The 24,969-nt window shown below is 71.3% G+C and carries 32 protein-coding genes; 8 read left to right on the top strand and 24 right to left on the bottom strand.

The genetic code is table 11. The features are described from left to right. Window positions 1–9: 9 nt before the first annotated feature. Both PV410_RS37990 and PV410_RS37985 read right to left on the bottom strand, forming a co-directional pair. Window positions 10–1,038 carry an aspartate-semialdehyde dehydrogenase gene (locus tag PV410_RS37990; protein ID WP_499513153.1) on the bottom strand — a complete coding sequence of 343 codons (1,029 nt, stop codon included), beginning with the start codon at window positions 1,036–1,038 and terminating at the stop codon, window positions 10–12. Beyond that, window positions 1,035–1,907 carry a dihydrodipicolinate synthase family protein gene (locus PV410_RS37985; protein ID WP_500330790.1) on the bottom strand — a complete coding sequence of 291 codons (873 nt, stop codon included), beginning with the start codon at window positions 1,905–1,907 and terminating at the stop codon, window positions 1,035–1,037. The genes PV410_RS37990 and PV410_RS37985 overlap by 4 nt, the downstream gene beginning before the upstream one ends. A gap of 104 nt (window positions 1,908–2,011) precedes the next feature. Here PV410_RS37985 and PV410_RS37980 point away from each other — a divergent pair, with 104 nt between their 5' ends. After that, window positions 2,012–2,431 carry a GNAT family N-acetyltransferase gene (locus PV410_RS37980; protein ID WP_500330788.1) on the top strand — a complete coding sequence of 140 codons (420 nt, stop codon included), beginning with the start codon at window positions 2,012–2,014 and terminating at the stop codon, window positions 2,429–2,431. 23 nt (window positions 2,432–2,454) lie between these two features. Here the strand turns inward: PV410_RS37980 and PV410_RS37975 are convergent, their stop codons facing one another. From PV410_RS37975 to PV410_RS37955, 5 genes are all read right to left on the bottom strand, one after another. Then, window positions 2,455–3,306, bottom strand: coding sequence for a GntR family transcriptional regulator (locus PV410_RS37975; protein WP_500330786.1), 852 nt, complete (start codon window positions 3,304–3,306; stop codon window positions 2,455–2,457). A 2-nt stretch (window positions 3,307–3,308) separates the two neighbouring features. Beyond that, entirely contained in the window at window positions 3,309–4,574 is a 1,266-nt protein-coding gene (locus tag PV410_RS37970) for a phosphotransferase (protein WP_500330784.1), read from the bottom strand. Between the two features lie 228 nt (window positions 4,575–4,802). Beyond that, window positions 4,803–5,573, bottom strand: coding sequence for an HAD family hydrolase (locus tag PV410_RS37965; RefSeq protein ID WP_500330782.1), 771 nt, complete (start codon window positions 5,571–5,573; stop codon window positions 4,803–4,805). A gap of 67 nt (window positions 5,574–5,640) precedes the next feature. Then, a complete protein-coding gene (locus tag PV410_RS37960; RefSeq protein WP_500330780.1) occupies window positions 5,641–6,333 on the bottom strand; it encodes an HAD family hydrolase in 693 nt (230 codons plus the stop codon). Further along, window positions 6,306–7,166, bottom strand: coding sequence for a winged helix-turn-helix domain-containing protein (locus PV410_RS37955; protein WP_500330778.1), 861 nt, complete (start codon window positions 7,164–7,166; stop codon window positions 6,306–6,308). The genes PV410_RS37960 and PV410_RS37955 overlap by 28 nt, the downstream gene beginning before the upstream one ends. A gap of 337 nt (window positions 7,167–7,503) precedes the next feature. On the opposite strand from PV410_RS37955, the gene PV410_RS37950 reads away from it, so the two are divergent. After that, a complete protein-coding gene (locus tag PV410_RS37950; protein WP_392614338.1) occupies window positions 7,504–7,671 on the top strand; it encodes a hypothetical protein in 168 nt (55 codons plus the stop codon). A gap of 61 nt (window positions 7,672–7,732) precedes the next feature. Continuing rightward, a complete protein-coding gene (locus PV410_RS37945; RefSeq protein ID WP_500330776.1) occupies window positions 7,733–7,912 on the top strand; it encodes a hypothetical protein in 180 nt (59 codons plus the stop codon). 6 nt (window positions 7,913–7,918) lie between these two features. Here the strand turns inward: PV410_RS37945 and PV410_RS37940 are convergent, their stop codons facing one another. Together PV410_RS37940 and PV410_RS37935 are read right to left on the bottom strand one after the other, a co-directional pair. Next, window positions 7,919–9,160, bottom strand: coding sequence for a GNAT family N-acetyltransferase (locus PV410_RS37940; protein WP_500330774.1), 1,242 nt, complete (start codon window positions 9,158–9,160; stop codon window positions 7,919–7,921). 58 nt (window positions 9,161–9,218) lie between these two features. Continuing rightward, window positions 9,219–9,791, bottom strand: coding sequence for an RsiG family protein (locus tag PV410_RS37935; RefSeq protein WP_500330772.1), 573 nt, complete (start codon window positions 9,789–9,791; stop codon window positions 9,219–9,221). 171 nt (window positions 9,792–9,962) lie between these two features. Between PV410_RS37935 and dtd the strand changes: the two genes are divergently transcribed. Beyond that, window positions 9,963–10,388 carry a D-aminoacyl-tRNA deacylase gene (gene dtd, locus PV410_RS37930; RefSeq protein ID WP_500330770.1) on the top strand — a complete coding sequence of 142 codons (426 nt, stop codon included), beginning with the start codon at window positions 9,963–9,965 and terminating at the stop codon, window positions 10,386–10,388. Between the two features lie 10 nt (window positions 10,389–10,398). On the opposite strand, the gene ygfZ is transcribed toward dtd, so the two are convergent. From ygfZ to PV410_RS37895, 7 genes are all read right to left on the bottom strand, one after another. Beyond that, window positions 10,399–11,379 carry a CAF17-like 4Fe-4S cluster assembly/insertion protein YgfZ gene (gene ygfZ, locus PV410_RS37925; protein ID WP_500330768.1) on the bottom strand — a complete coding sequence of 327 codons (981 nt, stop codon included), beginning with the start codon at window positions 11,377–11,379 and terminating at the stop codon, window positions 10,399–10,401. A gap of 10 nt (window positions 11,380–11,389) precedes the next feature. Beyond that, the gene (locus tag PV410_RS37920) at window positions 11,390–11,842 is read right to left on the bottom strand and encodes a Fur family transcriptional regulator (RefSeq protein ID WP_500330766.1); all 453 of its coding nucleotides are present in this window, start codon (window positions 11,840–11,842) and stop codon (window positions 11,390–11,392) included. 77 nt (window positions 11,843–11,919) lie between these two features. Next, window positions 11,920–12,483 carry a heme-binding beta-barrel domain-containing protein gene (locus PV410_RS37915; protein WP_500330764.1) on the bottom strand — a complete coding sequence of 188 codons (564 nt, stop codon included), beginning with the start codon at window positions 12,481–12,483 and terminating at the stop codon, window positions 11,920–11,922. Between the two features lie 245 nt (window positions 12,484–12,728). Continuing rightward, entirely contained in the window at window positions 12,729–13,799 is a 1,071-nt protein-coding gene (locus PV410_RS37910) for a hypothetical protein (protein ID WP_500330762.1), read from the bottom strand. Further along, window positions 13,796–14,722: a hypothetical protein gene (locus tag PV410_RS37905; protein WP_500330761.1), complete on the bottom strand. Its 927-nt coding sequence runs from the start codon at window positions 14,720–14,722 to the stop codon at window positions 13,796–13,798. The genes PV410_RS37910 and PV410_RS37905 overlap by 4 nt, the downstream gene beginning before the upstream one ends. Beyond that, on the bottom strand, window positions 14,719–15,525 hold the full coding sequence (locus PV410_RS37900) for a hypothetical protein (RefSeq protein WP_500330759.1): 807 nt from the start codon (window positions 15,523–15,525) through the stop codon (window positions 14,719–14,721). Before PV410_RS37900 ends, PV410_RS37905 begins: the two co-directional genes overlap by 4 nt. A 61-nt stretch (window positions 15,526–15,586) precedes the next feature. Beyond that, window positions 15,587–16,075 carry a hypothetical protein gene (locus PV410_RS37895; protein ID WP_500330757.1) on the bottom strand — a complete coding sequence of 163 codons (489 nt, stop codon included), beginning with the start codon at window positions 16,073–16,075 and terminating at the stop codon, window positions 15,587–15,589. A gap of 385 nt (window positions 16,076–16,460) precedes the next feature. On the opposite strand from PV410_RS37895, the gene PV410_RS37890 reads away from it, so the two are divergent. Beyond that, window positions 16,461–16,823, top strand: a complete 363-nt coding sequence (locus PV410_RS37890) for a DsrE family protein (RefSeq protein WP_500330755.1) — start codon at window positions 16,461–16,463, stop codon at window positions 16,821–16,823. Window positions 16,824–16,877: 54 nt separating this feature from the next. Here the strand turns inward: PV410_RS37890 and PV410_RS37885 are convergent, their stop codons facing one another. The 8 genes from PV410_RS37885 to PV410_RS37850 all read right to left on the bottom strand — a co-directional run bounded on the left by PV410_RS37885 (window position 16,878) and on the right by PV410_RS37850 (window position 21,667). Then, window positions 16,878–17,111 (bottom strand): hypothetical protein, encoded by a 234-nt coding sequence (locus PV410_RS37885; protein ID WP_499516897.1) that lies wholly within the window; start codon window positions 17,109–17,111, stop codon window positions 16,878–16,880. Between the two features lie 122 nt (window positions 17,112–17,233). Next, complete coding sequence (locus PV410_RS37880; protein WP_500330753.1) at window positions 17,234–17,524, bottom strand: DUF1416 domain-containing protein; 291 nt, start codon at window positions 17,522–17,524, stop codon at window positions 17,234–17,236. Window positions 17,525–17,558: 34 nt separating this feature from the next. Continuing rightward, window positions 17,559–18,404: a sulfurtransferase gene (locus PV410_RS37875; protein ID WP_500330752.1), complete on the bottom strand. Its 846-nt coding sequence runs from the start codon at window positions 18,402–18,404 to the stop codon at window positions 17,559–17,561. A 146-nt stretch (window positions 18,405–18,550) separates the two neighbouring features. After that, window positions 18,551–18,631 carry a putative leader peptide gene (locus PV410_RS37870; RefSeq protein ID WP_360910367.1) on the bottom strand — a complete coding sequence of 27 codons (81 nt, stop codon included), beginning with the start codon at window positions 18,629–18,631 and terminating at the stop codon, window positions 18,551–18,553. A 160-nt stretch (window positions 18,632–18,791) separates the two neighbouring features. Then, a complete protein-coding gene (locus tag PV410_RS37865) occupies window positions 18,792–19,505 on the bottom strand; it encodes an LmeA family phospholipid-binding protein (protein WP_500330750.1) in 714 nt (237 codons plus the stop codon). 57 nt (window positions 19,506–19,562) lie between these two features. After that, complete coding sequence (locus tag PV410_RS37860) at window positions 19,563–20,444, bottom strand: hypothetical protein (protein ID WP_500330748.1); 882 nt, start codon at window positions 20,442–20,444, stop codon at window positions 19,563–19,565. Window positions 20,445–20,448: 4 nt separating this feature from the next. Further along, complete coding sequence (locus PV410_RS37855; protein WP_500330746.1) at window positions 20,449–20,712, bottom strand: MoaD/ThiS family protein; 264 nt, start codon at window positions 20,710–20,712, stop codon at window positions 20,449–20,451. A gap of 112 nt (window positions 20,713–20,824) precedes the next feature. Beyond that, window positions 20,825–21,667 (bottom strand): alpha/beta hydrolase, encoded by an 843-nt coding sequence (locus tag PV410_RS37850; protein WP_500330744.1) that lies wholly within the window; start codon window positions 21,665–21,667, stop codon window positions 20,825–20,827. Window positions 21,668–21,845: 178 nt separating this feature from the next. On the opposite strand from PV410_RS37850, the gene PV410_RS37845 reads away from it, so the two are divergent. The 3 genes from PV410_RS37845 to PV410_RS37835 all read left to right on the top strand — a co-directional run bounded on the left by PV410_RS37845 (window position 21,846) and on the right by PV410_RS37835 (window position 24,946). Next, window positions 21,846–22,607, top strand: coding sequence for a response regulator transcription factor (locus tag PV410_RS37845; RefSeq protein ID WP_500330742.1), 762 nt, complete (start codon window positions 21,846–21,848; stop codon window positions 22,605–22,607). A 66-nt stretch (window positions 22,608–22,673) separates the two neighbouring features. After that, window positions 22,674–23,696, top strand: a complete 1,023-nt coding sequence (locus tag PV410_RS37840) for a LacI family DNA-binding transcriptional regulator (protein WP_500330740.1) — start codon at window positions 22,674–22,676, stop codon at window positions 23,694–23,696. Window positions 23,697–23,872: 176 nt separating this feature from the next. Further along, a complete protein-coding gene (locus PV410_RS37835; protein WP_500330738.1) occupies window positions 23,873–24,946 on the top strand; it encodes a S1C family serine protease in 1,074 nt (357 codons plus the stop codon). Window positions 24,947–24,969: the final 23 nt, after the last annotated feature.

Raw genomic sequence — 24,969 nt, 5'->3', positions numbered from 1 at the left:
CGAACGGGGTCAGCCGCGCAGCTCGGCGGCGACCAGCTCCGCGATCTGGACGGCGTTGAGAGCGGCGCCCTTGCGCAGGTTGTCGTTGGAGAGGAAGAGCGCGAGGCCGTGCTCGACGGTCTCGTCCACCCGGATCCGGCCGACGTAGGAGGGGTCCTTGCCCGCGGCCTGCTGCGGGGTGGGGATCTCCGACAGCTCCACGCCCGGGGCCGCGCCCAGCAGCTCGTACGCGCGCGCCACGCTGACCGGACGCTCGAAACGTGCGTTGACCTGCAGCGAGTGCCCGGAGAACACGGGCACGCGGACGCAGGTGCCGGACACCTTCAGCTCCGGGATGCCCAGGATCTTGCGGGACTCGTTGCGGAGCTTCTGCTCCTCGTCGGTCTCGAAGCGGCCGTCGTCGACGATCTTGCCGGCCAGCGGGACGACGTTGAACGCGATGGGCCGCTGGTAGACCGCGGGCTCGGGGAACTCCACGGCCTCGCCGTCGAAGGTCAGCTCGGTCGCCCGGTCGGCGACCTTGCGCACCTGGCCGTCGAGCTCGGCGACACCGGCCAGACCGGAGCCGGAGACCGCCTGGTAGGTGGTGGCGACGAGCGCGGTCAGCCCCGCCTCCTCGTGCAGCGGGCGCAGCACGGGCATGGCGGCCATGGTGGTGCAGTTCGGGTTGGCGATGATGCCCTTGGGCCGGTCGGCGATCGCCTGCGGGTTGACCTCGGCGACGACCAGCGGGACCTCGGGGTCCATCCGCCAGGCGGAGGAGTTGTCGATCACGACCGCGCCCGCGGCGGCGACCTTGGGGGCCAGCGCCTTGGAGGTGGCGCCGCCCGCGGAGAACAGCACGATGTCGAGACCCGAGTAGTCCGCGGTGGCCGCGTCCTCGACCGTGACCTCGCCGTCCTTCCACGGCACGGCACGTCCCGCCGAACGGGCCGACGCGAACAGCCGCAGCCGCTCCACCGGGAAGTCGCGCTCGGCCAGCACCTTGCGCATGACACCGCCGACCTGGCCGGTGGCTCCGACGATTCCGATCCTCATCCGGTCTCTCCGATCAGTGCGTACGTACGGTCCCGAGTATCCCCCGATGCGGCGAGTGCCCGGAGTGCCGTCTCGAGCGACGGTCGCCCGGCGGGCAGCAGCGGCAGCCGCACGTCGGGGGTCGGGATGCGTCCCTGGGCGTGCAGCACCGCCTTGATCACCGTGGGGTTCGGCTCGGCGAAGCAGGCGGCGGCGAGCCTCGCGAGCGCATGCCCGCGCTCCGCGTCGTGGAAACGGGCCTCCTCCACCCACCGCTCGGTGGCCAGGTGCGCGGACGCCGCGATCGCCCCCCGCGCGCCCAGGGCGAGCAGCGCCGGCGCGAACACGTCGTCCCCGGCGTACAGCGGCACCTCCCCCACCAGCAGCACGGTGTCCTGGTCGATGCCGCCGACGGCGTGCTTGAAGCCCGCGACCCCGTCGATCGCGGCGACCCTGCGCACCGTGTCCGCGGTGAGGGCGAGCCCGGTGCGGTAGGGGATGTTGTAGACGACCAGCGGCACCGCGGACGCCCGCGCCAGGGCCTCGAAGTGTGCGACGACCCCTTCCTGCGAAGGCCTGACGTACGACGGCACGGACACGAGCGCGGCGTCCGCGTCCAGCCCCGCGAGTTCCGCCGCGGCCCTGCGCGTGTCCGTCCCCCCGGCGCCCACGGTGTACCGCAGCCCCCGCTCGCGGCACACCCGCCCCACGGTCTCCCGGACGACCGCCTTCTCGGCCTCGTCCAGCATCGCCGCCTCGGCGGTCGTCCCCAGCGCCACCAGCCCGGCGACACCCCCGTCGGCCACCTCGTGCGCCAGCCGCCCCAGCGCGCCGGCGTCCACGCGGCCGGCCTCGTCGAAGGGCGTGATGAGCGGTACGTGAATACCCATGCCATCGAGCGTGGGCCCACGGCACCCTCAAGGTCCAGTTAATAGTCCTTCATCCCACCGGTAAGCAGCACTGCACGGAGCCACATCCCCTACCCTCAGGCCCCATGAGAGACGACCGGTACGAGATCTCCGCCGACCCCGCCCGCATAGACGCCGCCCTGGTCCACCACTGGCTCTCCACCGACGCCTACTGGGCCCTCGGCCGCCCCCGCGCCGTCCAGGACGCCGCGATCGCCGCCTCCCTCAACTTCGGCGCGTACGACAAGGAGACCGGCACCCAGGTCGCCTGCGCCCGCGTCGTCACCGACCACGCCACCTTCGCCTGGCTCTGCGACGTCTACGTGACCCCCGCCGCCCGCGGCCACGGCCTCGCCACGGCCCTGGCGACCGCTGCCCGCGACCACCTGGAGGGCCTGGGCGTGCGGCGCGTGCTCCTCGCGACGCACGACGCCCACGGGGTGTACACGAAGGTGGGGTTCCAGCCGCTGGAGGTGCCGGGGCACTGGATGTCACTGGTGATGTGAGCCAGGCACCGAGGTCGTGGGCGTCAGACCGATTCGGCGATGGTGTTCCACAGGGAGTCGAACCACTGCTGGCACTCGGCCCGTTGCTCGGGCCCCTGGGGGTACAGCCGCGCCCCCAGGCCCAGGACGTCGTAGATCTGGGCGGTCTCGCCGTCCGGGAGGTCCACGGTGTTCGCCTCGACCTTGTAGAAGCCCATGAGCCCCTGATGCCCATTGAGCAGGTAATACTTGGCCACCGGCGTGATGGGGAGAGTCCGGACGTCGACGGCCACGTCGATCCCCCGTCTGCCCAGGTCCTCCAGCAGGTTGCGCAGGGCGAACGCGTGGCGCTCGATCAACTCGGACAGCCGGTCAAGCGGCCGGGCGTCCTCCGGCTCCCCCACGATCCGGGGGATCGCCAAGTGCGCTCCGGGGCGGGCGAGCAGGAACCGGACCCGGATCGACGACGGCCGGAGCTCCCCCCTGAGGATCCGGCGCGCCTGCGGCACGAGGGCCGCGTTGAGCGACTCGGCGGTCAGGCAGTACGCGTCGATCGTGATGTGCTCCGCCTCGAACGCGTCCGCGATGGCATCGTCCAGTTCGATGCTGCCGGCCTCCGCCGCCTGCCGGTCGCCGTGTGTCTCGCCGACGACGTCGCGCCAGTCCCGGACGAAGACTCCAACGCCCTGGATCGTCTCCAGGTAGCCCCGGCTCACAAGCTCCTTGAGCGCCCTCTGGAGCGTGGCACGGGAGACAGCGAAGCGGGCCACCAGCTCCGCATGCGTGGGTAGTTGCGAGCCCGCCGCTATGTCGCCGCTCTCGATCTCATGACGCAACGCATCGGCCACACGCTCGTACTCGCGCCTGGACCCACCGGCAGTCGGGTCGTTGCTCACCCTCAGACTGTAGCGCCGCGCTTCAGCCCGATTGGCTCGTTGTGCTGAGCCTCAGGTACCGCGGGTTCAAAGGACGGAATCATGTCGAGCCGAGGCTCCGAGCCCACCCCGCCTGCCGTCGTCACGTCATCCACCTTCCGGGCCCGGGCTCCGTACTCCTCCAGCCAGTGGAGGAGTTCCTTCTCGATCCGCTCGGGAGTGGCAACCGTCCGCAGCCCCACGTGGCGTAGGCCCGTGCCGTCCTCTCCGCGCCGGGCACGGGTGAGCGCCGCAGCGATGGATGCCACGGCATGCGTCACCACCTCACGCTGTCCCGGCCCGTCCTCGGGGGCCCAACTGGCCGCCATCGCCCCGCGCATCACATCCGTATAGACGGACTGGACTCGCTTGTACGCGAGGTAACGGGGAAGATCACCCTCCACCGCGTCCGACGCCCCCGGCAAACTCTTCCCCACAACCTTTCGCCAGCCCCGGACCATCTGCCGTGCCTGCCGGCGGGGGTAGCGCATCAGGTGAAGGTGCGTGGCGAGGTCGTAGAGCGGGTCACCGATGCGGGCGAGCTCCCAGTCGATCGTCCACAGTTCCCGGTCGCCGTCGACCACGAGGTTTTCGCGGTGCAGGTCACCGTGCAGGAGGGCGAACGGGCGCCTGGTGAGGTTTCCCAATGCGTCGGGGAGTGTTTCCAAGAGGCCATCGGGGATCGCCAGTGCATCAAAAAGCGGATCGAGTACCGTCCTTCTCTTGTCAAACACCCCGCGAGTGTGGCCGATCAGGTTTCCCAGGAAACTCGTGCTGTCGTTACCGTTGAAAGGGAGATGCCCCGGCTCGTTCCCGCAGACGCGATCCGCGCGGACACGCGACGCGTCGACCGACACCAAGGAACCGAAGAATTGGATCAATCTTCTTCTGTAGCGCCGGGGAACCGACCTTCCGGGAGATGTCAGATCTCCGAGAGTCCGGCCTTCGATGAATTCGACAAAAGTCACTCCGGCGGGAACGTCCACGAGCTCACTCACGTCGACGACCTTGGGAATGCGCGGAATTCGACCGCCCAATTCCAGGACAAGTTGCTCCTCCGACGCGAAGCACCTGTGGTCGTACCAGACGGCGTGTTCCCGGGGTTCGCGCAGCTTCAGCCACCTGAACTTGTCACCGAGCGGTGTGCCGGGGATCAGGCGGACGGCATATGCCTCGTGATGGTGCCCTTTGAGTGGGCCTACCACCTCGGTGGCGATTCGCGACGCGAACTCGTAGGTAGGGCTGGTCACCGGATTCCTCGAGGATCAGAAAAAGGAAGCGTATCCCTCCCTCGACCCGCATGGGGCTGAACTCCACCGCATCTTTATTCATTTTTGAGCCCTCCAACCCCACTGAGCTATGCAAACCGCACGTCGCGCGAGGCGAGACGCCGCATAAATATTCCACCCCGAGCTAGCCCGAACGATGGAACCCATCGAAATGGGTGAACCGGGACTTCCCGCACGGAACGACTGCGGTCAGTGGGTCTCGCCACTCGCCGAGTGCGTCCGGCATCGCCCATGGACTTCGCCCCACTCCGTCCGGATCTCGTCCAGACGCTCGACGATCGTCCCGGGGAAGACGTGGCGCAGTTCCTGGTTGTCGTCAACGTGAGGGTTCTCGAAACCGAGGAACCGCACGTCCGCGCTGTTCGCGGCCAGCACGTCCGCGGGCGAATCACCGATCAACAGGCAGCGCTCGGGGCGGACCAGTCGAAGGCCCCCGATCGCACGCTCGATGCATGCGGGGTCGGGCTTCAGCAACAGCGGGTGCCCTTCGGCCATGTTCCGCCGGCCGTACACATGCCTGCCGAACAACGGACCCAGACCGCAGTTGGCCAGGCAGGCCCGAACTGCTTCCTCGGAATTGTTCGTGGTTATGGCGACCGGTATTCCATCATCCTTGATGGCTTCCACCAGCGCCTGGGCACCAGTCGTCATCACCGGATCCTCGGCGCACCCCTCCTCCAGCGACGTGAGTTTGCCTTCGAGGTGAGCGACGTCCGCGAAGTCCGGCCACGTGCGTGCCGCCTCGCGGAGGATATCTATGGGGCTGTGCTCCTTTTCGGGACGTACGGTCGGCAGCTTCTTGTCTTTGATGAATTCGTACAATTGCTCCGCGACCCAGTCCGCCCCCTTCGGCGCGAAAAGGTGGCAGAGTGGGCCGTCGAAGTCGAACAGCACTCCCTCGAGGCCGGCCAGCAGGGCCCGGAGGCCGCTTTTCCTCGGCCACTCGCGATCAGAAGTCACCCAGTGAGTTTGAGTGCCCGCAGGGGACTTGACCAGAGGGCCGTGACGACGACACCGCTTCGGCGACTCACGGCAACAAACCCATCACGTCCTGCATCCGCGAAACGACCCACTTGGCATTTGCCTTCGTCATCTCACGTCCCTTGCGTGCACTCTTCGCATAGCCGACAAAATTGACGTCGGCTCGTCGTGAAGCCTCGGCGTCCCGCCAGGAATCCCCCACGAACAGGCAGTGTTCGGGCTTCGCGCCGAGCCGTTTCACCGCTTCTCGCAGCATGAAGGCATCGGGCTTCATGAGCCGGGCATCATCGGGGCGGCCGATGATCGGCCCGTCGAACAACTCCAGCAGGTGCGTCGCGAGGAGGACGTTGCGAATCGCCTCGTATCCGTTGTTGCTGACCACTCCGAGGTGGAGGCCCCGGGCTCGCAGGCCGCGGACGAGGTCCACCGCACCAGGCGTGATCGTCGCGGATGCGGCCGCCACGACCTCCTCCTTCGCCAGGAGGGAGTTCAATTCGGCGCTCACCTCGTGCGCGTTGCGGCCGGGCCCCGTGGCGATCGCCCACAGCAGCCCGTGCGGATCATCCGTGCCGGCCAGTTCGGACGGGAGCAGCGACATGTCGCCGAGCCGGTCCTTGAGCCGCGAGGCGGCGACGGAGGCGGGATGCCCGGCGAAGAGCCGGCAGATCGGGCCATCGAAGTCCAGCAGGACGCATTCGATGCCGACGGATGTCAGGCGGGCTTGGCTAGCCTCGTCCACAGAGAGTCGAACCACTCCTGAGAGAGTTCCACACGTTCCCGTGGCTGCGGGTAAAGCTTGGCCCCGACACCCAGGACGTCATGGATTTTGATGGTCGCATCGTCGACGTTGATGACGTTGTCCGTGACGACGTACATGCCGTCGAGGGCCAGGTCTCCATTGATCAGGTAGAGCTTGTGCAGAGGTGTGACCGGAACCAGGCGTACCTCGACCTTCACCTCGGGTACGGCGCCCTGACCGGCCAGGTTCTCCAGGTTCCTCAGGGCTCGAGTGTGGGCCGCGGACAGATCTGTGAGCCGCGCCATGGGGCGCTCGTCGTCGGGGTCCTCGACGTTGCGCGGAACGGCCAGCCGTACGTCGGTGCGCGGCAGCAGCAGGCGCAGGTGGATCGAGGACGGCCGGATTTCGCCGCGGATGATCCGTTTGACCTGCGGCACGATGGCCGCGTTGAGCGACTCGGCCGTCAGGCAGTACGCATCGATCGTGACGTGCTCCGCCTCGAAAGCCCCCGCGATGGCGTCGTCCAGTTCCACGCTGCCGGCTTCCACCGTCGCCGTGGCGGTCCCGTTGGCATGGGCAGCAACGGCGGACTTACGCCAGTCGCGCGCGAAGACCCCCTTGCCCTGGGCCGACTCCACGTAGCCCTTGCCCTCGAGCGCCTTGATCGCCTTCTGGACGGTGGCGCGGGAGACGTCGAAGCGATCCACCAGCTCGGCATGCGTGGGGAGTTGCTCACCCGTGGCGATGTCGCCGCCCTCGATTTCGTGACGCAACGCATCGGCCACACGCTCGTACTCGCGCCTGGGCCCACCGGCAGTGCGGTCGTTGCTCACGTGACCCACACTACAGCTTCACGCCAGGCAAGTGGAGTTGACTGCATGGAGTTTAGTGATCTGCAGTCAGCGGCAACATGACCGTAGAGGAATGCAGTCAACTGGTCCGGCCGCCAGTCAAGTTGGACCAGTTGACGCCATCGGGGGCCGCAGCCTCTCCGTCTCGACGACGCGCCGGGGATGACCGCGGCTGAGAGTGCAGCGCCACGCCGCTTCGCACGCGTCAGCAGCACCACGCTTCCGCTCAGCCACATGCCGACCCACGGGTCAAATCTGCCCCCTCCGCGCTCTCCGCGCGGAGGGACCGATCCCACGCGCCTCGAAGGAGTGAATCGCTATGCCAGCTATCGCTCTGTGTGCCTTCGCGTTCGAGCAGCTCGTCCAGTGGCGGTACGGCGCGGCCGGCGCCTTCGCCGTCGGACTGTTCACGGTGGGCCACAAGGCCCGGAACACGACGTTCACGTGCGTCGGACTCGCGGTGATCGCGCTGCTCCTGGCCCAGTAGGGCCAGGGCGGCAGCGGGCCCGTGCCTTGCGGTCGGCCACCTGGGAAGGGGGTGGTGGGTCATGCTGTGGAGCCATGTGACAACGGCACTGCTGGAGCAGTACCTGGCGTGGCAGTACGGGCCGTTGATGGGGCTGGGCGTACTGCTGGTGGGTGCCGGGTTCAAGGCCCGTTCCAGCTATGCGATGTGCGTCGGCGGGGTACTCGTCCTCCTGGTGCTGGTGTCCTACGGACACCACTGACAACGGCTAGAACGTGTCGATCGGCCACGGCCTGCGCGCGGTGCGGAACAGGGCGTCGAGGCGGGCCACGCCGCCCGGACGGGATTCCGCGGCGCCGCCGGTGATGGTCAGGCGGGCCGCGGACTCGTCGCCGAGGTAGAGGGAGGCGAGGGCGGCGGCGGTGAGGGTGACGTCCGGGGCGGCGGAGGGGGCCGCCTCGGCGGTGGCGGTGCCGTCGGCGGCGGCTTCGAGGCGGAAGCGGCCGGCGGCGTGGCCGTCGGGGTCGGCGACGTCGAGGACGACGGAGCCCGGGGCCGCGTAGGTGCGGGCGGACAGTGCGCGGGGGACGTCCAGCAGGCGCAGCCACAGGAAGTCGCTGGTGGAGTGGACGTGGGCGGCGCGCGGGTCACCGAGCAGCAACGGCAGGACGTCGTCAGGGCCGCGGAAACCGGTGCGTACGGTGGCGACCCAGTCGATGGCGAGCAGGTAGCGCCACAGGGCGCGTTCGGCCTCGGGGGTGGCGGCGAGCAACTCCCGCACGGTGAGCGGGACCTTCGGGAACATCCCGTGCCAGGTGTCCTCGGCCGTGTACGCGGCCAGGCCGTCGACGCGCCCGGAGGCGTCGCGGTAGAGGACGAAGATCGGTTCCTTCCAGGGGAAGGCAGGGTTGACCACCGTCCCCGTGGCGTACTCCCAGAAGCGCTCGGTGCGGTTGATCGCGCCGGGATGGCGCAGTCGCACCCGGTCGTGCAGCTGGGGGCCGAGCTTGAGGACCTCGGACGGGTCCGCCAGGTCGATGCGGCCGCTGTCGGACGGCGCTCCCTGGGGGCGGCCCGCACGGGCGGTGTCGACCTCCCACTCGGTGACCCCCGCGGCGGGGCCGAAGCCGAAGCGGCCGTAGATCCGGTACTCGGCGGCGACGAGGATCGCGACCGGCTCGCCGCGGCGCACGGAGGCGTCGAGTTCCGCGGCCATCATGCGGGAGGCGAGGCCGCGGCGGCGGTGCGTGGCGGTGACGGAGACGTTGGTGATCGCCGAGGCGGGCAGCACCGCGCCGCCGGGCACGGTGAGTTCACGGGGCATGCTGCGGAAGGTGGCCACGCAGCGGCCCTCGTCGAACGCGCCCTGGGTGCGGTCCAGGTCCGTCTGGGAGCGGCGGAGGGCGATCTCCTCCTCGGTCACCGACGGCGGCCGGTGGAAGCCGGTGTTGACGGCGCGCAGCCAGCCGGGGAAGTCGGACTCGCCGATCGTACGGACCTCAAGGCTCATGCCCCGCACGGTAGGCGGACCCGCGGCCCGGTCGCATCCCGTTTTCGCCGCGTCGCCGTCAGTCCCCCGCCAGCAGGTCCTCGACCCGGGCCTCGCCCTCGCGGTAGCGGCGGGCGATCTCGGTGCTGCAGCCGTCGACCGTCCGCTGCAGGGACTGCCGGCAGCGGGAGACCTGCTGCTCGTGCCGGACCAGCCGGCCCATCGCGTCGTGGAGTTCCTGGTCGGTGCGGGCCTCGAGGTCGGAGAGCTGGACCTCGGCGAGCATCTCCTCGGCGAGCTGCCGGTAGCGCTCGCTGTGCGGGGTGCCCAGGGTGACGTGGCGGGCGGAGGTGCGGTGCCGGGACGGGGTGTCGGTGAGGATCTCGGAGAGCCGGTCGAGCACGGGGGCGTCCGGGGCGGTGCGCCGGGCGAGTTCGGCGCGGAGGATGTCGATCCGGCCCTGGAGGAGCCGCCGCAGGTAGGAGAGGTCGGCCTCCTCCAGCTGGGCCTCGCGGCGCGCGGTGCGCAGCCCTTCGAGGGTGAGGTCGGCGAAGTCGGGCTGGGGGGTACCGGCGGTGAGGGGGGAGCGCGGGCCCGGTGCCTTGAGCATGCGATCGCCTTCCGCCGTGCCGGTCGTGATGCTGTGCTTCATCGCTGTCCGTCCCCTCGTCCCCCACGTCGGGCAGATCTCGATCGTGCCACCGAGTAACTGCGTCGCGCAGGCACCTGCACCCGAACGGCGGCTCCGGACAGTTGTGCGTGAGTCCAAGCGGGCGTACGGCCCGGGTGCCGCGCGCCCCCACCGACCCGGGACAATGGCGACATGCGTGCGGTGGCCCAGCGGGTGAGCGAAGCGAGTGTCGTGGTGGACGGCGAGACGGTCGGCGAGATCGTCGGTCCCGGCCTGTGCGTGCTGGTGGGGGTGACGCACGACGACACCGCGGAGAAGGCGGCCCAGCTGGCGCGGAAGCTGTGGGGGCTGCGCATCCTGCCCGGGGAGAAGTCCTGCTCGGACATGGCCGCGCCGCTGCTCGTGATCTCCCAGTTCACCCTCTACGGTGACGCCCGCAAGGGGCGCCGCCCCACCTGGAACGCGGCGGCGCCCGGGCCGGTCGCCGAGCCGCTGGTGGACGAAGTGGTGGCACAACTGCGGGCGCTGGGTGCGCACGTGGAGACGGGCCGCTTCGGAGCGGAGATGAAGGTCTCGCTCACGAACGACGGCCCGTTCACGGTCGTGCTGGAGATGTGAGGCGCGTCCCTCAGGGCTCGACGACCGTCTCCTGGTTCGCCGCCGTCCCGTCCGCGAGCAGCACCGCGTCCACCGGGGTGTTGCGCTTGATCACGGCGAGGGCGATCGGGCCGAGTTCCCAGTGCCGGGCGGAGGAGGTGACGGTGCCGACCGGGCGGCCGTCCGGTCCGTCCGCGGCGAGCCGTACGGGCGCGCCGTGGCCGGGCAGCTTGACCTCGCTGCCGTCCAGGTGGAGGAAGACCAGGCGGCGCGGCGGCCGGCCGAGGTTGTGCACCCGGGCGACGGTCTCCTGGCCGCGGTAGCAGCCCTTGTCCAGGTGGACGGCGGTGTCCAGCCAGCCCAGCTCGTGCGGGATGGTGCGGTGGTCGGTCTCCAGACCGAGCCGCGGCCGGTGCCCTTCGATCCGCAGGGCCTCCAGGGCCAGCACGCCGACGGGGGTGCCGACCTGCCGGGCAAAGGCCTCCAGTTCGCCGCGCGGCACGAACACGTCGCGGCCGTAGGGGACCTCGCGCACCGGCCAGTCCCCGGGGACGGCGGCGATGCTGCCCGCCGGCAGGTGCACGACGGCGTATTCGCCGGTCCGGTCCGAGACGTCGACCTGGTAGAAGAACTTCATGCTCTCCAGATACGCGATCAGCTCGGCCTGCGTGCCGGGCTCGACGTGCATCCAGGTGGCCGTGCCGTCGTCGACGAGGTAGAGGGCGTGCTCGATGTGGCCGTGGGCGGAGAGGACCAGCGCCTCGGTGGCCCGGCCGGGCGGGAGGTCGCTGACGTGCTGGGTGAGCAGCAGGTGGAGCCACGCGAGGCGGTCCTGGCCGGTGACGGCGACGACGCCACGGTGGGAGAGGTCGACGAATCCGTTGCCGTCCGCCAGGGCGCGCTGCTCGCGGAAGAGGTCTCCGTAGTGCGCGGCGACTCCCTCGTCGGGGCCTTCCGCGGGAACGGCGCCGGGGAGCGACAGCAGGGGACTGGTCGTTGTTTGTCGCTGCATGCCCACCAGCCTACGTCCGGTTACTTGAACCCTCAGGCGTTCGGGGCCTCCCCGCGCAGTCCGCGCACCGGCCGAAGATCGCGAAGTGCTTCATGTCGGTCTCGAAGCCGTACGTCTCGCGCAGCCGCGCGGTCAGCGGCTCGGCGACGGACACGTCGGCCTCGATGACCGACTCGCAGTCCCGGCAGACCAGGTGCATGTGGTGGTGCCGGTCGGCGAGGTGGTAGGTGGGAGCGCCGTGCCCGAGGTGGGCGTGGCTGACCAGGCCCAGTTCCTCCAGGAGCTCCAGGGTGCGGTAGACCGTGGAGATGTTGACGCCCGAGGCGGTCCTGCGCACCTCGGTCAGGATGTCGTCCGGCGTCGCGTGCTCCAGCGTGTCGACCGCCTCCAGGACAAGCTGCCGCTGCGGCGTCAGCCGGTAGCCGCGCTGCCTCAGGTCGCTCTTCCAGTCCGTGGTGACCACGAGGACAGTCTAGGCAAGGGAAGGGGATCACGGAGTCGTGATCCCCCTCGGGGGTCGCGCGGGGCCCGCGGGGCGGCTCAGCGGAAGAAGGCGATGCCGTCGTCCGGGAGGTCCTTGAGGTCCTTCGCCCACTCGCTGGGGTTGACGACCTTCTTCAGGTGCGCCGACATGTAGGGGCGCAGCGGCACCTCGGGGGTGGCCTTCTCGCCCACCCACATCAGGTCGCTCTTGACGTAGCCGTACAGGCGCTTGCCGCCGCTGTACGGGGGCGCGTCGCCGAGCCGGGCCACGGCGTCGGTGACCAGGTCGATCTGCGGCTTGCCCTCGGCGAGCTCGCCGTACCAGATCTCGATCACGCCGTCGTCGCGGGTCATGGTGATCTCGACCTTGCGGTCCTCGTCGATCCGCCAGAAGCCCGACTCGCTCTCCAGCGGCTTCACCGGCTTGCCCTCGGCGTCCAGCACCCAGGACTTGGAGGTGTACTCCAGGAACGGCCGCCCGTCGTGGCTGAAGATCACTTCCTGCCCGAAGTTGCACTTCTCGGCGCCGGGGAAGTCGAAGACGCCCGCGCCCTCCCAGGTGCCCAGGAGGAAGGCGAGCGGGACCAGGTCGGGATGCAGGTCGGAGGGGATCTCGATCATGTTCAGCGCTGTCCCTGGTAGAGCTTCTTCACGGCCAGAGCGGAGAACGCGATGACGCCAAGGCAGACCAGGACGAGCAGGGTGTCGAAGAAGAACTCAATGGCGCTCACGAGCGTGCTCCTCGGGCAGGCGCGGACGGTCGGCGGCCCGGTGGGCCAGCTACGAGTCTAGTGGGCGGGTGCGGGCGCGGCCGCGTGAGGTCCGCCCCACGCGCCGCGCCCGCCCCCGATGTCCCGGTGCCCTCGTCAGCCGAGCAGCTGCGCCTGCAGCAGCACGGCCTGGTGGAACGGGACGGCCGGCTGGGTCCCGGCCTTGGAGAGCACGACCATGGCCACGACGTCGCCGGACTGGACGTAGCCGTACCGGACGTGCTCGGCGCCGCGCGGCTTGTCCTCGTCGTAGAGGGACAGGTGCAGGTCGGAGTCGTCGAGCGACGTCGAATCCCAGTCCGTGTCGTAGTCGGCCGCCTCGGCCTTGGCGAGGGTGCCGTCGTCGATGAGCGCGTCCTTGACGTCGCTCGAGTACCCCCAGGTCGCGAACTGCAGCAGGTAGACCTCCGCGCGGGTGCCGTCGCCCATGGTCCAGGCGCGGGCGGCGATGTGCCGGAGGGTGTTCTGCTCGAGCTTCCCGGTCAGCTTCTTGCGGTCGTCCTCGCGGAAGACCTCCAGGAAGTCGCGGGTCGGCAGCCACCCCGTGGCGCCCGGGAAGGTCTTGTCGACCTTGGCCCCGGCGGGCGCCGGCAGCAGCAGGGTGCGGATGTCCGCGTAGTGCCGGCGGGGCGGGTTGTGGTCCCCGTCCAGCGGCCGGGGCGCCCCGGGCGGCAGCTTGGGCAGCTTCAGGGCGGGGTAGGTCCACCGGCCGTCGTCCGGGGTCCGCAGACCCGGGATCTCGGTCCGCTCGGGCTGCGTGACGGCGTACGCCGCGGCCCCGCCGAGGGCCGCGAACGCCACGACGGCGGCGGTCCACCGCACGGCGGCGCGCAGCCCCCTGCGCTCCCGCAGCCGCTTCCGCGGGCGGGGTGCGGCAGGCTCCGCGGAGACCACCTCGGAGACCGCCTCGGCGGGCACGGGCTCCACCGGGGCGTCCGCCGCGGAGGTGGCGTCCACCGGCGAGGGCTGCACCGGGGCGTTCTCCGTCGACGCGGGCTCCGTCGTGGCTTCGGCGACGACGGGCCCGGCGGCCTCCGCAGGCACGGCCTCCGCCGCGTCGTCCCCGGAGGGAGCCGCCGCGGGGGCGGCGTCCGTGAGGGTCTCCTCCGCCGGGGCGGCGGCCTGCGCGGGGATCGTCACGTCGTCGCTCTGGGTCTGCTCGGTCATGCGGCCTCTCCCGGGTCCTGTACGCGGTCGAGCTGCTGCTTGAACAGATCCGCGGCGTCGTCCTTCTTCAGCGGCGAGGCGCCCGAGACGGACATGCGGATGGTCAGGTCGCCCTCGGTCGCCTCGCAGATCATGGCGTCGAGCTTCGCGCCGGGCTTCTTGGGCGGCAGGACGCAGCGCGCCTTGGCGTGGCCCTCGATCTTCGGCCCGTTCCTGAAGACTCCGAGCGCCTTGGTGAACTCGGTGAAGAACTCGGTGCCGGCGCGCGCCGCGCGCTTGTTCTTCATCTGGACGATCTGCGTCTCGAAGACGTCCTCGCCCGACACCTCGCGGTACGTCCGCAGACCCACGCCCTGGATGTGCAGCCCCGCCACGGCCTTGTGCAGACGGTCCCGCTGCTTCTTCGGCAGCCCGGCGAGGTCGCCCTCGAAGACGGCCACGGCCTCCTTGCCGGTGAACTCCGCGTCGTTGCCGTACTCGCCGACGTCCGGGCCCGGCAGGTACGCATCGGGCACGGGCAGCAGCAGCTTGCCGAGCGCGCCGTAGTGGCTGCCGCCGGACTGGCTGCCGTACTCGCCGGTCTTCTTCGGCTCGGGTGCCTTCCAGGTCCGCGGGCTCGCCTGCTTGCCGTCGTCCTTCTGGTGCTGCAGCACGGCGACGCCGATGCCACCGCCCGCGACGACGGCGACCAGCGCGGCCGCGATGCCCAGGGCGAGGCCACGGCGGCCGCGGCGGGGCGCGGGGGCGGCCTCCGGCCCGGTGGTCCCGTCCGCGGGCGGAAGCCCGGCGAGCGGTGCCGGCTGGGCCTCGGGCCCGGCCGACTGGCCCTCCGGCTGGTCCGGCTGCGGCTCGGGCCGGGCCGCCGGGGCCTCGGGCTGCGGCTGCTGCGGCTCCGCCGGGACAGGGGTGTTCTCGTCGCTCACAGCCGCTCCCACTGCCGCTCGGCCAGGGACATGATGGTGGACTTCTTGATCGGCCGGTCCGAGTGCACCCAGATGTCCATCATGACCGTGCCCTTGCGGGCCAGGGCGCGCGCCGTGTAGATGGGCAGGTAGCCCGCCTTCGTCCAGGGCTTGGAGTACACCCACGCCCTGCCGTCGAAGGCGCCGGGGATGGCCGTCCCCTTGTTGCCCGCGTACTTCTTCCCGGCCATGTAGCCCTGCTGACCCGCGAGCATCTCGTCGGTGTAGGTGTCCGCCTCGTCGCGGAACTGGATCAGGTGGACCTCGGTGGTGACGGACGTGGCGTAGCCACCGGTCCGCCAGATGGAGACGGCCGCCCTCCGGAAGTCGTTGCTGTTCAGCTCGCTGAACATGCTGTCCGGTTCCTCGTAGGTGTCGGCGTAGTCGTACAGCGAGAGCCAGTGGTCCTCGCCGAACGTGCCGTCGAGGTCCTTGGCGCCCTTCGGCTTCTTCACCAGCAGCTTGCGCAGGTCCCCGTCGTACTTGGGCAGCGTGTCCTCGGCCGCCGCGAGCGGCTTCGCCGCGGGGGCGGCGCCCTTGGGCTGCGGGAGCTTCGGCTGGGCGAGCGGGGGGAGCGGCGTCTCGGGGCGGTCGTACTGGATCTGGTACCCGGCGCCGGCGCCCGCGAGGACGCCGAGGACCGCCGCACAGGCGATCAGCAGGGTGGTCCGGCCACGTCTGCGCGGCGGGCGGACGGGGGGCCCGTCCGGAACAGGGGCGTCCTGTTCCGGTACGGGGGTGTCCTGGGACAAAAGGTTCTCCACTGGTGTGTCCGTGGTTGGATGCGGCCGGCGCGCGGGCCGGCCGGTGACTTCGGTGTGCGGCTCAGCGGCCGGTCTTCAGGCGCCGGTACTGCTGGTCGAGGAGCCGGGCGAGCAGGGCCTTGCCGGGGGTCTTCGCCCCGGTGACCGAGAGGGTGACGTGCACGTCGCCCTGGTGGGACAGGACGATCACCGAGCCGGTGCTCTCGGCGGAGGAGGACGACAGCCGGTAGGCCTTGGCGGGGCTGCCCGACGCGGGGAGCGTGAGCCGCGTGCCCTGGTAGTAGAAGGCGTTGTAGTAGCCGGCGGCGGAGCCGGCGCTCGCGAAGCGGACGAGCTGCGCGGAGACCTCGTACTCGCCGTCGCCGGTGAGGTAGGTCCGCTGGGCCGCCGCCTTGAAGCCGTAGGTGGCCAGGGCCTGCTTCACCTCGGCGGAGTCGGCGACCTCGGAACGGGAGAGCTCGGTGCCCTCCTCGTCGCCGTAGACCTCGGCGTCCGCCGGCGGGACGAGCAGGAAGTAGCGCAGGTCGCCGCGGTGCTTCCCGTCGTCCACGGAGCCCTTGAGGGTGCCGGCGGGCGAGGGCGTCGCTGTCGCTCGGCGGCTCGGGGACGCCGTCGGGGACGGCGTCGCGGGGTCCGCCGTCTCCGGACCCCGGCTGCTCGGCTCGGCCCCGCCCGGCGACGCGGACGCGGACGACGACGAAGAGGAGCCGAACGCCACGACGGCCCCCGCAGTCAATGTCGCGAGCACAACAAGTCCGACGATCGTGGCGATCACGACGCCGGTACGCGAATCGGTACGCGCTTCCACAAGCCCCCCCGGGCAGAAATCCGCGGCCGGCGCGCTGATCGCACCTACGCGGCGAACGCATTATGCCGAGCGCTGGTAAACGCTCCCAGTGTTTTTCCTGTGAGAGGGGCCACCCTAGGGTATGACCATGGCGAAGAAGCTCGTGATCAAGGTAACCGCAGGTGCGGACGCTCCCGAACGCTGCTCCCAGGCGTTCACGGTGGCGGCGGTGGCGGTCGCCAGCGGCGTCGAGGTGTCGCTCTGGCTGACCGGCGAGTCCTCGTGGTTCGCGCTGCCGGGACGGGCCGCGGAGTTCGAGCTGCCGCACGCCGCGCCGCTGCCCGAGCTGGTCGAGGGGATCCTGGCGGGCGGCCGGATCACGCTGTGCACGCAGTGCGCGGCGCGCCGGGACATCACGGAGAAGGACGTGCTGGAGGGCATCCGGATCGCCGGTGCGCAGGTCTTCGTCAGCGAGGCCATGGCCGACGGCACGCAGGCGCTCGTCTACTGAGCCGCCGGGCCGGGTGGAACGCGGCGGGGCGCGCGGGCGCGGCTCCCCCGGGCGTCAGCGCTGGTCGCGGTGGTCGTCGCGGCGGTCCAGCTCGCGCCACCACTCGTCGGACTTGGGGTCGCCGGTCTCGTCCCACCAGTGTTCGTCCGGGCCCCTGCGGTTCGCCACGACGGCGGCGATCGGCGGGATGACCATGGCCACCACGCACATCCCGACGGCCACCGGCACCGACCACAGGCGCACGAGGCTCCACGCCAGGACGAAGAGCAGCACGCAACTGCCCATCATGGCGTAATACCAGCGACGACGCCGCCTCGTGGACACCCTTCCACGGTACGACCCGAAGGGCCGCACTCCCACTCGGTGGCCCGGTGGGATTGCGGCCCTTCTCCGTCCGCGCGGTCGCCGGGTCAGACGGCGATGGCGACCTCGGTGAGGTCGCCCTGCCGGGCCACGACGGAACGGTCCACCGTCGCGCCCGGCACGAGGGCGCGCAGCGTCCACGAGCCCGGGGCCGCGAAGAAGCGGAACTGGCCGGTCGCCGAGGTCGGGACCTCGGCCGTGAACTCGCCGCCGCCGTCCAGCAGCCGGACGTAGCCGGTCACCGGCTCGCCGTCGCGGGTCACGGAACCCTGGATGATCGTCTCGGTCGCCACGTCGATGCCGGCCAGGTCCGGGCCGCCGGTCTTCGCTCCACACATGGTGCTGTTCCTCCGGGTCGGGGGTCTGGGGGGCTTACTTGGCGGCGCCGAGCTCGATCGGCACGCCGACGAGGGAGCCGTACTCGGTCCAGGAACCGTCGTAGTTCTTGACGTTGGGCTGGCCGAGCAGCTCGTGCAGCACGAACCAGGTGTGCGCGGAGCGCTCGCCGATGCGGCAGTAGGCGATGGTGTCCCTGGCCAGGTCCACGCCCTCGCCCTCGTACAGCTCCTTCAGCTCGTCGTCCGACTTGAAGGTGCCGTCGTCGTTGGCCGACTTCGACCACGGGATGTTGCGGGCGGTCGGGACGTGGCCCGGGCGCTGCGACTGCTCCTGCGGCAGGTGCGCCGGGGCGAGCAGCTTGCCGGAGAACTCGTCGGGCGAGCGGACGTCGACGAGGTTGAGGCTGCCGATGGCGGCGATCACGTCGTCGCGGAAGGCGCGGATCGAGGCGTCCTGGGCCTGGGCCGTGTACTGCGTGGCCGGGCGGACGGGCACCTCGGAGCCGTCGACCAGGTCGCGGGAGTCCAGCTCCCACTTCTTGCGGCCGCCGTCGAGGAGCTTGACGTCCTGGTGGCCGTAGAGCTTGAAGTACCAGTAGGCGTAGGACGCGAACCAGTTGTTGTTGCCGCCGTAGAGCACGACGGTGTCGTCGTTGGCGATGCCCTTCTCCGACAGCAGCTTCTCGAAGCCGGCCTGGTCGACGAAGTCACGGCGCACCGGGTCCTGGAGGTCGGTCTTCCAGTCGATCCGGACGGCGTTCTTGATGTGGTTCTTGTCGTACGCCGACGTGTCCTCGTCGACCTCGACGATGACCACCTTCGGGTCGTCGATCCGGGCCTGGACCCAGTCGGCGTCCACCAGGACGTCACTGCGGCTCATTGCTGTTCTCCTCCGGGGCAGTTGCGGATGTCTCGGCGCACGGACGGGTGCGCACAGGTGCCGGGCTGCGCTGCACGGGCGCGTCGCGGCTTTTGCGCGGGGAAGGGCGGGGCCGCGTGCGGCGCCGGAAGACGGCGCGGGGGCCCCTACGGGATGCGACAGAGCATGGCGGCGACACGGCACAGGTCGACTGCCCGCCGCTTCGTGAGATCCGCCTGTCGCTTCATGGGCTCGATCGTAGGGAAGGGGACCGGCCGGTGTCACCGGCGGTCCGTATCCCGAGATAAGATTGTCCGTACTGCGAGATGAACATCAGGTGCCTGGCTGCCGCGCGGCCGCCCCGCCCCTGCCTGGTACCGCCCCGACTGCGGAGCGGACACCCTCGTCTCACTGGGCGAGAACGACCTTCTTGCCCGTCGCCGCGATGCTGATGCCGTCGGCGTTCACGCTCACCGACGTGAGCTCGATGCCCTCCGGCAGGCCCGACAGTTCGCGGGTGAAGTCGATCCGCTCGCGGACCAGCTCCTCCACGACCGGGGGAAGCGAGTCCAGGTCCGGTATCTTGCCCGCGCTCAGCTTGATGCTGTCCTTGCCGGCCAGGCTGATCCCGCTCACCACGCTGCGCTTGATCGAGCCGACCGGGGTGGAGACCTCGACCCCCACCTTGATCTGGCCCTTGCCGTCCGCCGAGGTGCCCCCGTAACCGATGGTCACGCCGCTCGGGGCGGCCTTGGCGAGGTCCTCGTAGCTGACGAGGGCGGTGCCCTCGGCGGTGTCGGCGACCGCGCTGCTGAAGCCGCTGCCCAGGTCCAGCCCGTGCAGGTCGGCCTGGAAGCGGGTGACGCGCAGCGTCTGCCCGCCGGTGCCGGCGGCCTGCACGCCGTCCGCCGTCACCGCGACGTCGTCCAGCTTCTTGGCCAGCACCTGCGTGAGGAACGGGAAACCCTTGATGTCGATCCCCGGCGGGGAGGTCAGCCCCAGCGTGGTCTGCGCCCGGTCCGCCGCCTCGGACTCCGCGAAGTGCACGGCGATCCGGTCCGCCGCGACGAACAGGCCGCCGAGGAGCACGACGAGGACGAGCAGGACCTTCAGAGCACGCATGAGACAACCCCCGAGTCGGTGTTCGGACCGACCCTAGTCGGTGTGTCAGTCCATGTGTCAGCCCAGCAGTGCCCGGGCCATGACGTAGACGCCCGGCGCCGCGGCGGTCAGCGGCAGCGCCACACCCGCCGTGAAGTGGACGAACCGGGACGGGAAGTCGTAGCTGGCCACCCGCAGGCCGATCAGCGCGCACACCCCGGCGGCCAGCGCGACCAGGGCCGCGTCGGAGGTCTCCAGCTGTCCGAGCGCGATGCCGCTGCCAGTGGCGGCGGCGAGCGCCACGACCACGGAGACGACGCCGGGCAGCGGGATCGCCCGGGCGAGCGTCGCGACGGCGACCGCGATCACCGCGGTCACCACGGCGTCGGTGCCCCGCGGGACCGCCGTGGTCGCCAGGAACCCGGTGGCCAGGATCGTGATGAGCGTCGAGGCGGTGGTCGCGGTCAGCGAGGAGAGCCGCTCCTCGGGACTGCCGCGGTGGCGCAGCTGCAGGACGAGGACGAGCAGCAGCCAGACGCCGAGGGTGCCGACGATCACGGCCGGGGCGTTGTCCGCCCCGTCGATCAGCACCGCGGCCTCGGCGGTGACGCCCGCGAGGAAGGCCAGCACGATGCCCTGCCTCGCCGGCCACATGCCGTTCAGCCGGAACCAGCCGGCCGCGGTGACCGCCTGCAGCACCACGCCCGCGGCGGCGAGCGCGGGGCGGCCCAGCAGCGCCCCGCCGGCCAGCAGCAGCGCCAGGACGGCCGTGACGAGGGCGGGCTGCATGCCGGGGGCGATGATCGGCGAGCCGGTGCGGGACGCCTGCCGGCGCCGGGCGGCGCGGCCACCGTCCGGGGGCGGCTGCGGGGCGCCCCCGACGGGCGGGAGGACGGCGGTGGCGTCGTGCGCGGGCATAGCGCCCGCGCCGCGGTCGTACCAGTCGTGGTTGTCGGTCACGTGCTCATCCTCCCGCGAACGGCGGGAGCACCTCGACGGTGCCGCCATCGGCCAGCCGCACCCCGGTGTGGTCCCGGGTGCCGACGGGGTTCCCGTCGACCAGGAACGAACAGTTCGCCAGTACGCGGGCGAACTCGGGGCGCGACGCGTGGCGCTCGCGCGCCGCGTCCAGCGCCTCGGCGAGGGTGCCCTCCCGGTACGGCTCCTCCGCGGCGCCGGCGGCGGCCTTGGCCGCGGCCCAGTACCGGATGGTTCCGTGTGCCGCCATAGCGGTCCTTCCGTTCGCCGTGCGGGTCCTGCCGCCGTCCATGATGGCGCAGCGATGGCGCCGCGAGGTGGCCGGGCCCGGGTGTGCGGGCCCGGGTGTGCGGGCCGCGGGGTCAGCCGGGCGTGCCAGTGGGGCGGACCCGTTCGGCCGCCCACACCGCGACGCGGTGCAGGAGGGCGGGCGCCGCGGCGTTCTCGGCGTGGCCGAATCCGGGCTCGATCCACAGCTCGGCTGCGTCGCCCGCGGCGTCGGCGAGGGAGAGCGGGTGGTCGAGCGGGAAGTAGCCGTCCCGGTCGCCGTGCACGATGAGCAGCGGGGTGGGCGCGATGGACCGCACCGCCTCGACCGGGGGCACGGGCACGGGGTCCCAGTCCTTGTCGTGGATGCGCGTGTGCAGCAGCCCCCGGGAGACCAGGCGTCCGGCGGGGCGGGTGATGGCCCAGTGGACCCGGCGCATCGGCGCCGTACCCCGGTAGTACCAGCGCGCGGGCGCACTCACCGAGACCACGGCGTCAACGTGCGCCCCATCGTGCGCCGGTTTGCGCCCCGCATGCCGCAGGACGACGGAACCGCCCATGGAGAAGCCCACCGAGGCCACCGCGGGGTGGCCCAGCCGCCGTGCCCAGCGCACCGCGGCGTCCAGGTCCCAGACCTCGCGGTCGCCGACCGTGGAGCGCCCGCCCGAGCGGCCGTGCCCCCGGAAGGAGAAGGTCACCACACCGCCGACGCCGTCCACCCGCGCGAAGATCTCCGCCGCGCGACGCACGGCCGGCCGCTCCAGGGCGCCGGTGAAGCCGTGCGCGACCACGATCGCGAGCCCTCCGGGCGTCGCTCCGGGCAGGTACGCGGCGTCGATCGGCACCCGGTCCTCGGCCGTCAGCACCGCTCGCAACCCACCGGAAATGATCGACGGGACACACGACCGCGCAACCGCGGACTCACTTACCGACTCCATGTGGGCTATTCTCTTGGGTCAAGAGGATCCGGGCAGCGTCGCCCCCGGGTCCTTTCGTGCTTTCCGGGCGACCGGAGCGCACACGTCGGCGGACGCACACGTCCTCGCAGGGACCGAGGAGGGTCGCAATGGGCAAGCGGAACACGCATGACCGGACGATGAACGATGGGAGCGGCCGGTGAGCTCTCTCCTCCTCCTGACCAACGCACTCCAGCCGTCCACCGAGGTGCTCCCCGCGCTCGGACTGCTGCTGCACAACGTACGGGTGGCCCCGGCCGAGGGCCCCGCGCTGGTGGACACCCCCGGCGCCGACGTGATCCTCATCGACGGCCGCCGCGACCTGCCGCAGGTCCGCTCGCTGTGCCAGCTGCTGCGCTCCACCGGACCCGGCTGCCCGCTGGTCCTGGTGGTCACCGAGGGCGGCCTGGCGGCCGTCACCGCGGACTGGGGCATCGACGACGTCCTGCTGGACACCGCGGGGCCCGCCGAGGTCGAGGCGCGGCTGCGGCTGGCGATGGGCCGGCAGCAGATCAGCGTCGACGACAGCCCGATGGAGATCCGCAACGGGGACCTGTCGGTCGACGAGGCCACGTACAGCGCGAAGCTCAAGGGCCGGGTCCTGGACCTGACCTTCAAGGAGTTCGAGCTGCTCAAGTACCTCGCGCAGCACCCGGGCCGGGTCTTCACCCGCGCCCAGCTCCTGCAGGAGGTCTGGGGCTACGACTACTTCGGCGGCACGCGCACCGTGGACGTGCACGTACGGCGGCTGCGCGCCAAGCTCGGTCCCGAGCACGAGTCCCTGATCGGCACCGTCCGCAACGTCGGCTACCGCTTCGTCACCCCGGAGAAGGGCGAGCGGACGGCGGAGGAGCCGGCGCCGTCGCCGGCCGAGGAGGCACCCGGGCAGGGGACGGCCGTCACCGCCTCCCGGAACGGCTGATCACGCGGTGGTCACGCCTGTGGACAGACGGTGGGACGCGCGGGTGTACCCGCGTAGACTCGGCCCGTGGCAAAGGTGACGCGTGACGATGTGGCAAGGCTTGCGGGAACCTCGACCGCAGTCGTCAGCTACGTCATCAACAACGGACCCCGGCCGGTCGCACCGGCCACCCGCGAGCGTGTCCTCGCGGCGATCAAACAACTGGGCTACCGCCCCGACCGGGTGGCCCAGGCGATGGCGAGCCGTCGCACGGACCTCATAGGCCTGATCGTGCCGGACGCCCGGCAGCCGTTCTTCGCGGAGATGGCGCACGCCGTCGAGAGGGCGGCCGCCGAGCGCGGCAAGATGGTGCTGGTCGGCAACTCGGACTACCTCGACGAGCGCGAAGTGCACTACCTGCGTGCCTTCCTCGGCATGCGGGTCTCCGGGCTGATCCTCATCAGCCAGGGCCTCAGCGAGCACGCGGCGACGGAGATCGACGCCTGGGACGCGAGGGTCGTGCTGATGCACCGGCGGCCCGAGGCGATCGACGACGTCGCGGTCGTGACGGACGACGTCGGCGGCGCCCAGCTCGCCACCCGGCACCTGCTGGAGCACGGTCACGAGTTCGTGGCCTGCCTCGGCGGCACCGAGGCCACCCCGAAGTCCGGCGACCCCGTCACCGACCACGTCGAGGGCTGGCGCCGTGCGATGCAGGAGGCCGGGCGCTCCGTCGAGGGCCGCCTGTACTCCACCCCGTACAACCGCTACGACGCCTACAAGGTCGGCCTGGAGCTGCTCTCCCGGCCGGGCCGGCCGACGGCGATCGTGTGCGCCACCGACGACCAGGCCATCGGCGTGCTGCGGGCGGCCCGCGAACTGCGGATCGACGTGCCGGGCGAGCTGGCCGTGGCCGGCTTCGACGACGTCAAGGAGGCGGCGCTCACCGACCCGCCGCTGACGACGGTGGCCTCGGACCGCGAGGCGATGGCCCGTGCGGCGGTGGACCTGGTGCTGGACGACGGGCTGCGGGTCTCCGGCTCGCGGCGGGAGCGGCTGCGGCAGTTCCCGTCCCGGCTGGTCGTGCGGCGCAGCTGCGGCTGCCACTGACCGTTCCGCCGGTCGCGGCGGGCCTCCGCCCGCCGCGACCGGCGACCTGTCTACGGGCCGTGTAAGCGTAGGCCCTGACCTGGCGCTTCGTTCTTTATATCGGGCATACGGAACTCTGCCCCGGTTCTCAGGTCACGCTCAGGAAGCTCTCATGTTCGGCGAGCACAGTCATAGGCATGAACGAGAGCACCCGTCACGACGACGCCTACGACCCGCGGCAGCCGCAGCAGTCCCCCGGCGCCGGCGGGTACCCGTCCCGGCCGCCGTACGAGCCGCACGTCCCGTACGGACACCCGGCGCCCTACGCCTCGCAGCCCCAGCCCCAGCCCCAGCCGCAGCCCACGCCGATGCCGGCGCCCGCGACCGGGATCCCCAGGCAACGCAGGCGACGGCCCGTGGCCCTGGTCGCCTCCGTGGCGCTGGTGTCCGCGCTGATCGGCGGCGGGACGGCCGCCCTGGTGGGGCGGGCGACCACCTCGCCGGCCGTGGCGGGCACCACGACCAAGGTGATCGGCACCAGCAGTTCGGGCAGCACCGGCGTCGCGGCCGTGGCCGCCGCCGTCAGCCCGAGCATCGTGGAGATCAGCGCGACGTCCGGCGCCGGGCAGTCGACCGGCTCGGGCGTGGTCGTCACCGGTGACGGTGAGATCGTCACCAACAACCACGTCGTCTCCGGAGCAGACTCGGTCAAGGTCACCTTCAGCTCCGGCAAGTCGGTCACCGCGGCCGTCGTCGGCACCGACGGCGGCAAGGACCTCGCGCTGGTGAAGGCCGAGGGCGTGAGCGGCCTGCCGGTCGCGTCGCTGGGCGACTCCAGCCGGGTCTCGGTCGGCGACCAGGTCGTCGCCATCGGCTCGCCCGAGGGCCTGACGGGCACGGTCACCAGCGGCATCGTCTCCGCGCTCGACCGCGACGTGACCATCTCCACCGGCCAGGGCCAGGGACAGCGACCCGGCGGCGGCACCGGCCGGTGGCCGTTCGAGTTCGGCGGCGGCCAGTACAACGGCGACGTCGGCCCGTCCACGACCACGTACAAGGCGATCCAGACCGACGCCTCGCTCAACCCCGGGAACTCCGGTGGCGCCCTGATCAACATGAACGGCGAGATCATCGGCATCAACTCGGCCATGTACTCCGCCGCTTCCTCCTCCTCCGGCCAGGCCGGCAGCGTCGGCCTCGGCTTCGCCATCCCCGTGAACACCCTCAAGGCAGACCTCGACACCCTGCGCAACGGCGGCGGCGACAGCTGACCGCACCGCACCGAAGGGACGTG

It is taken from the genome of Streptomyces sp. PA03-5A, assembly GCF_033792725.1.
Taxonomy (GTDB): Bacteria; Actinomycetota; Actinomycetes; order Streptomycetales; family Streptomycetaceae; genus Actinacidiphila.
This window is presented reverse-complemented; position numbering and strand designations above follow the sequence as displayed.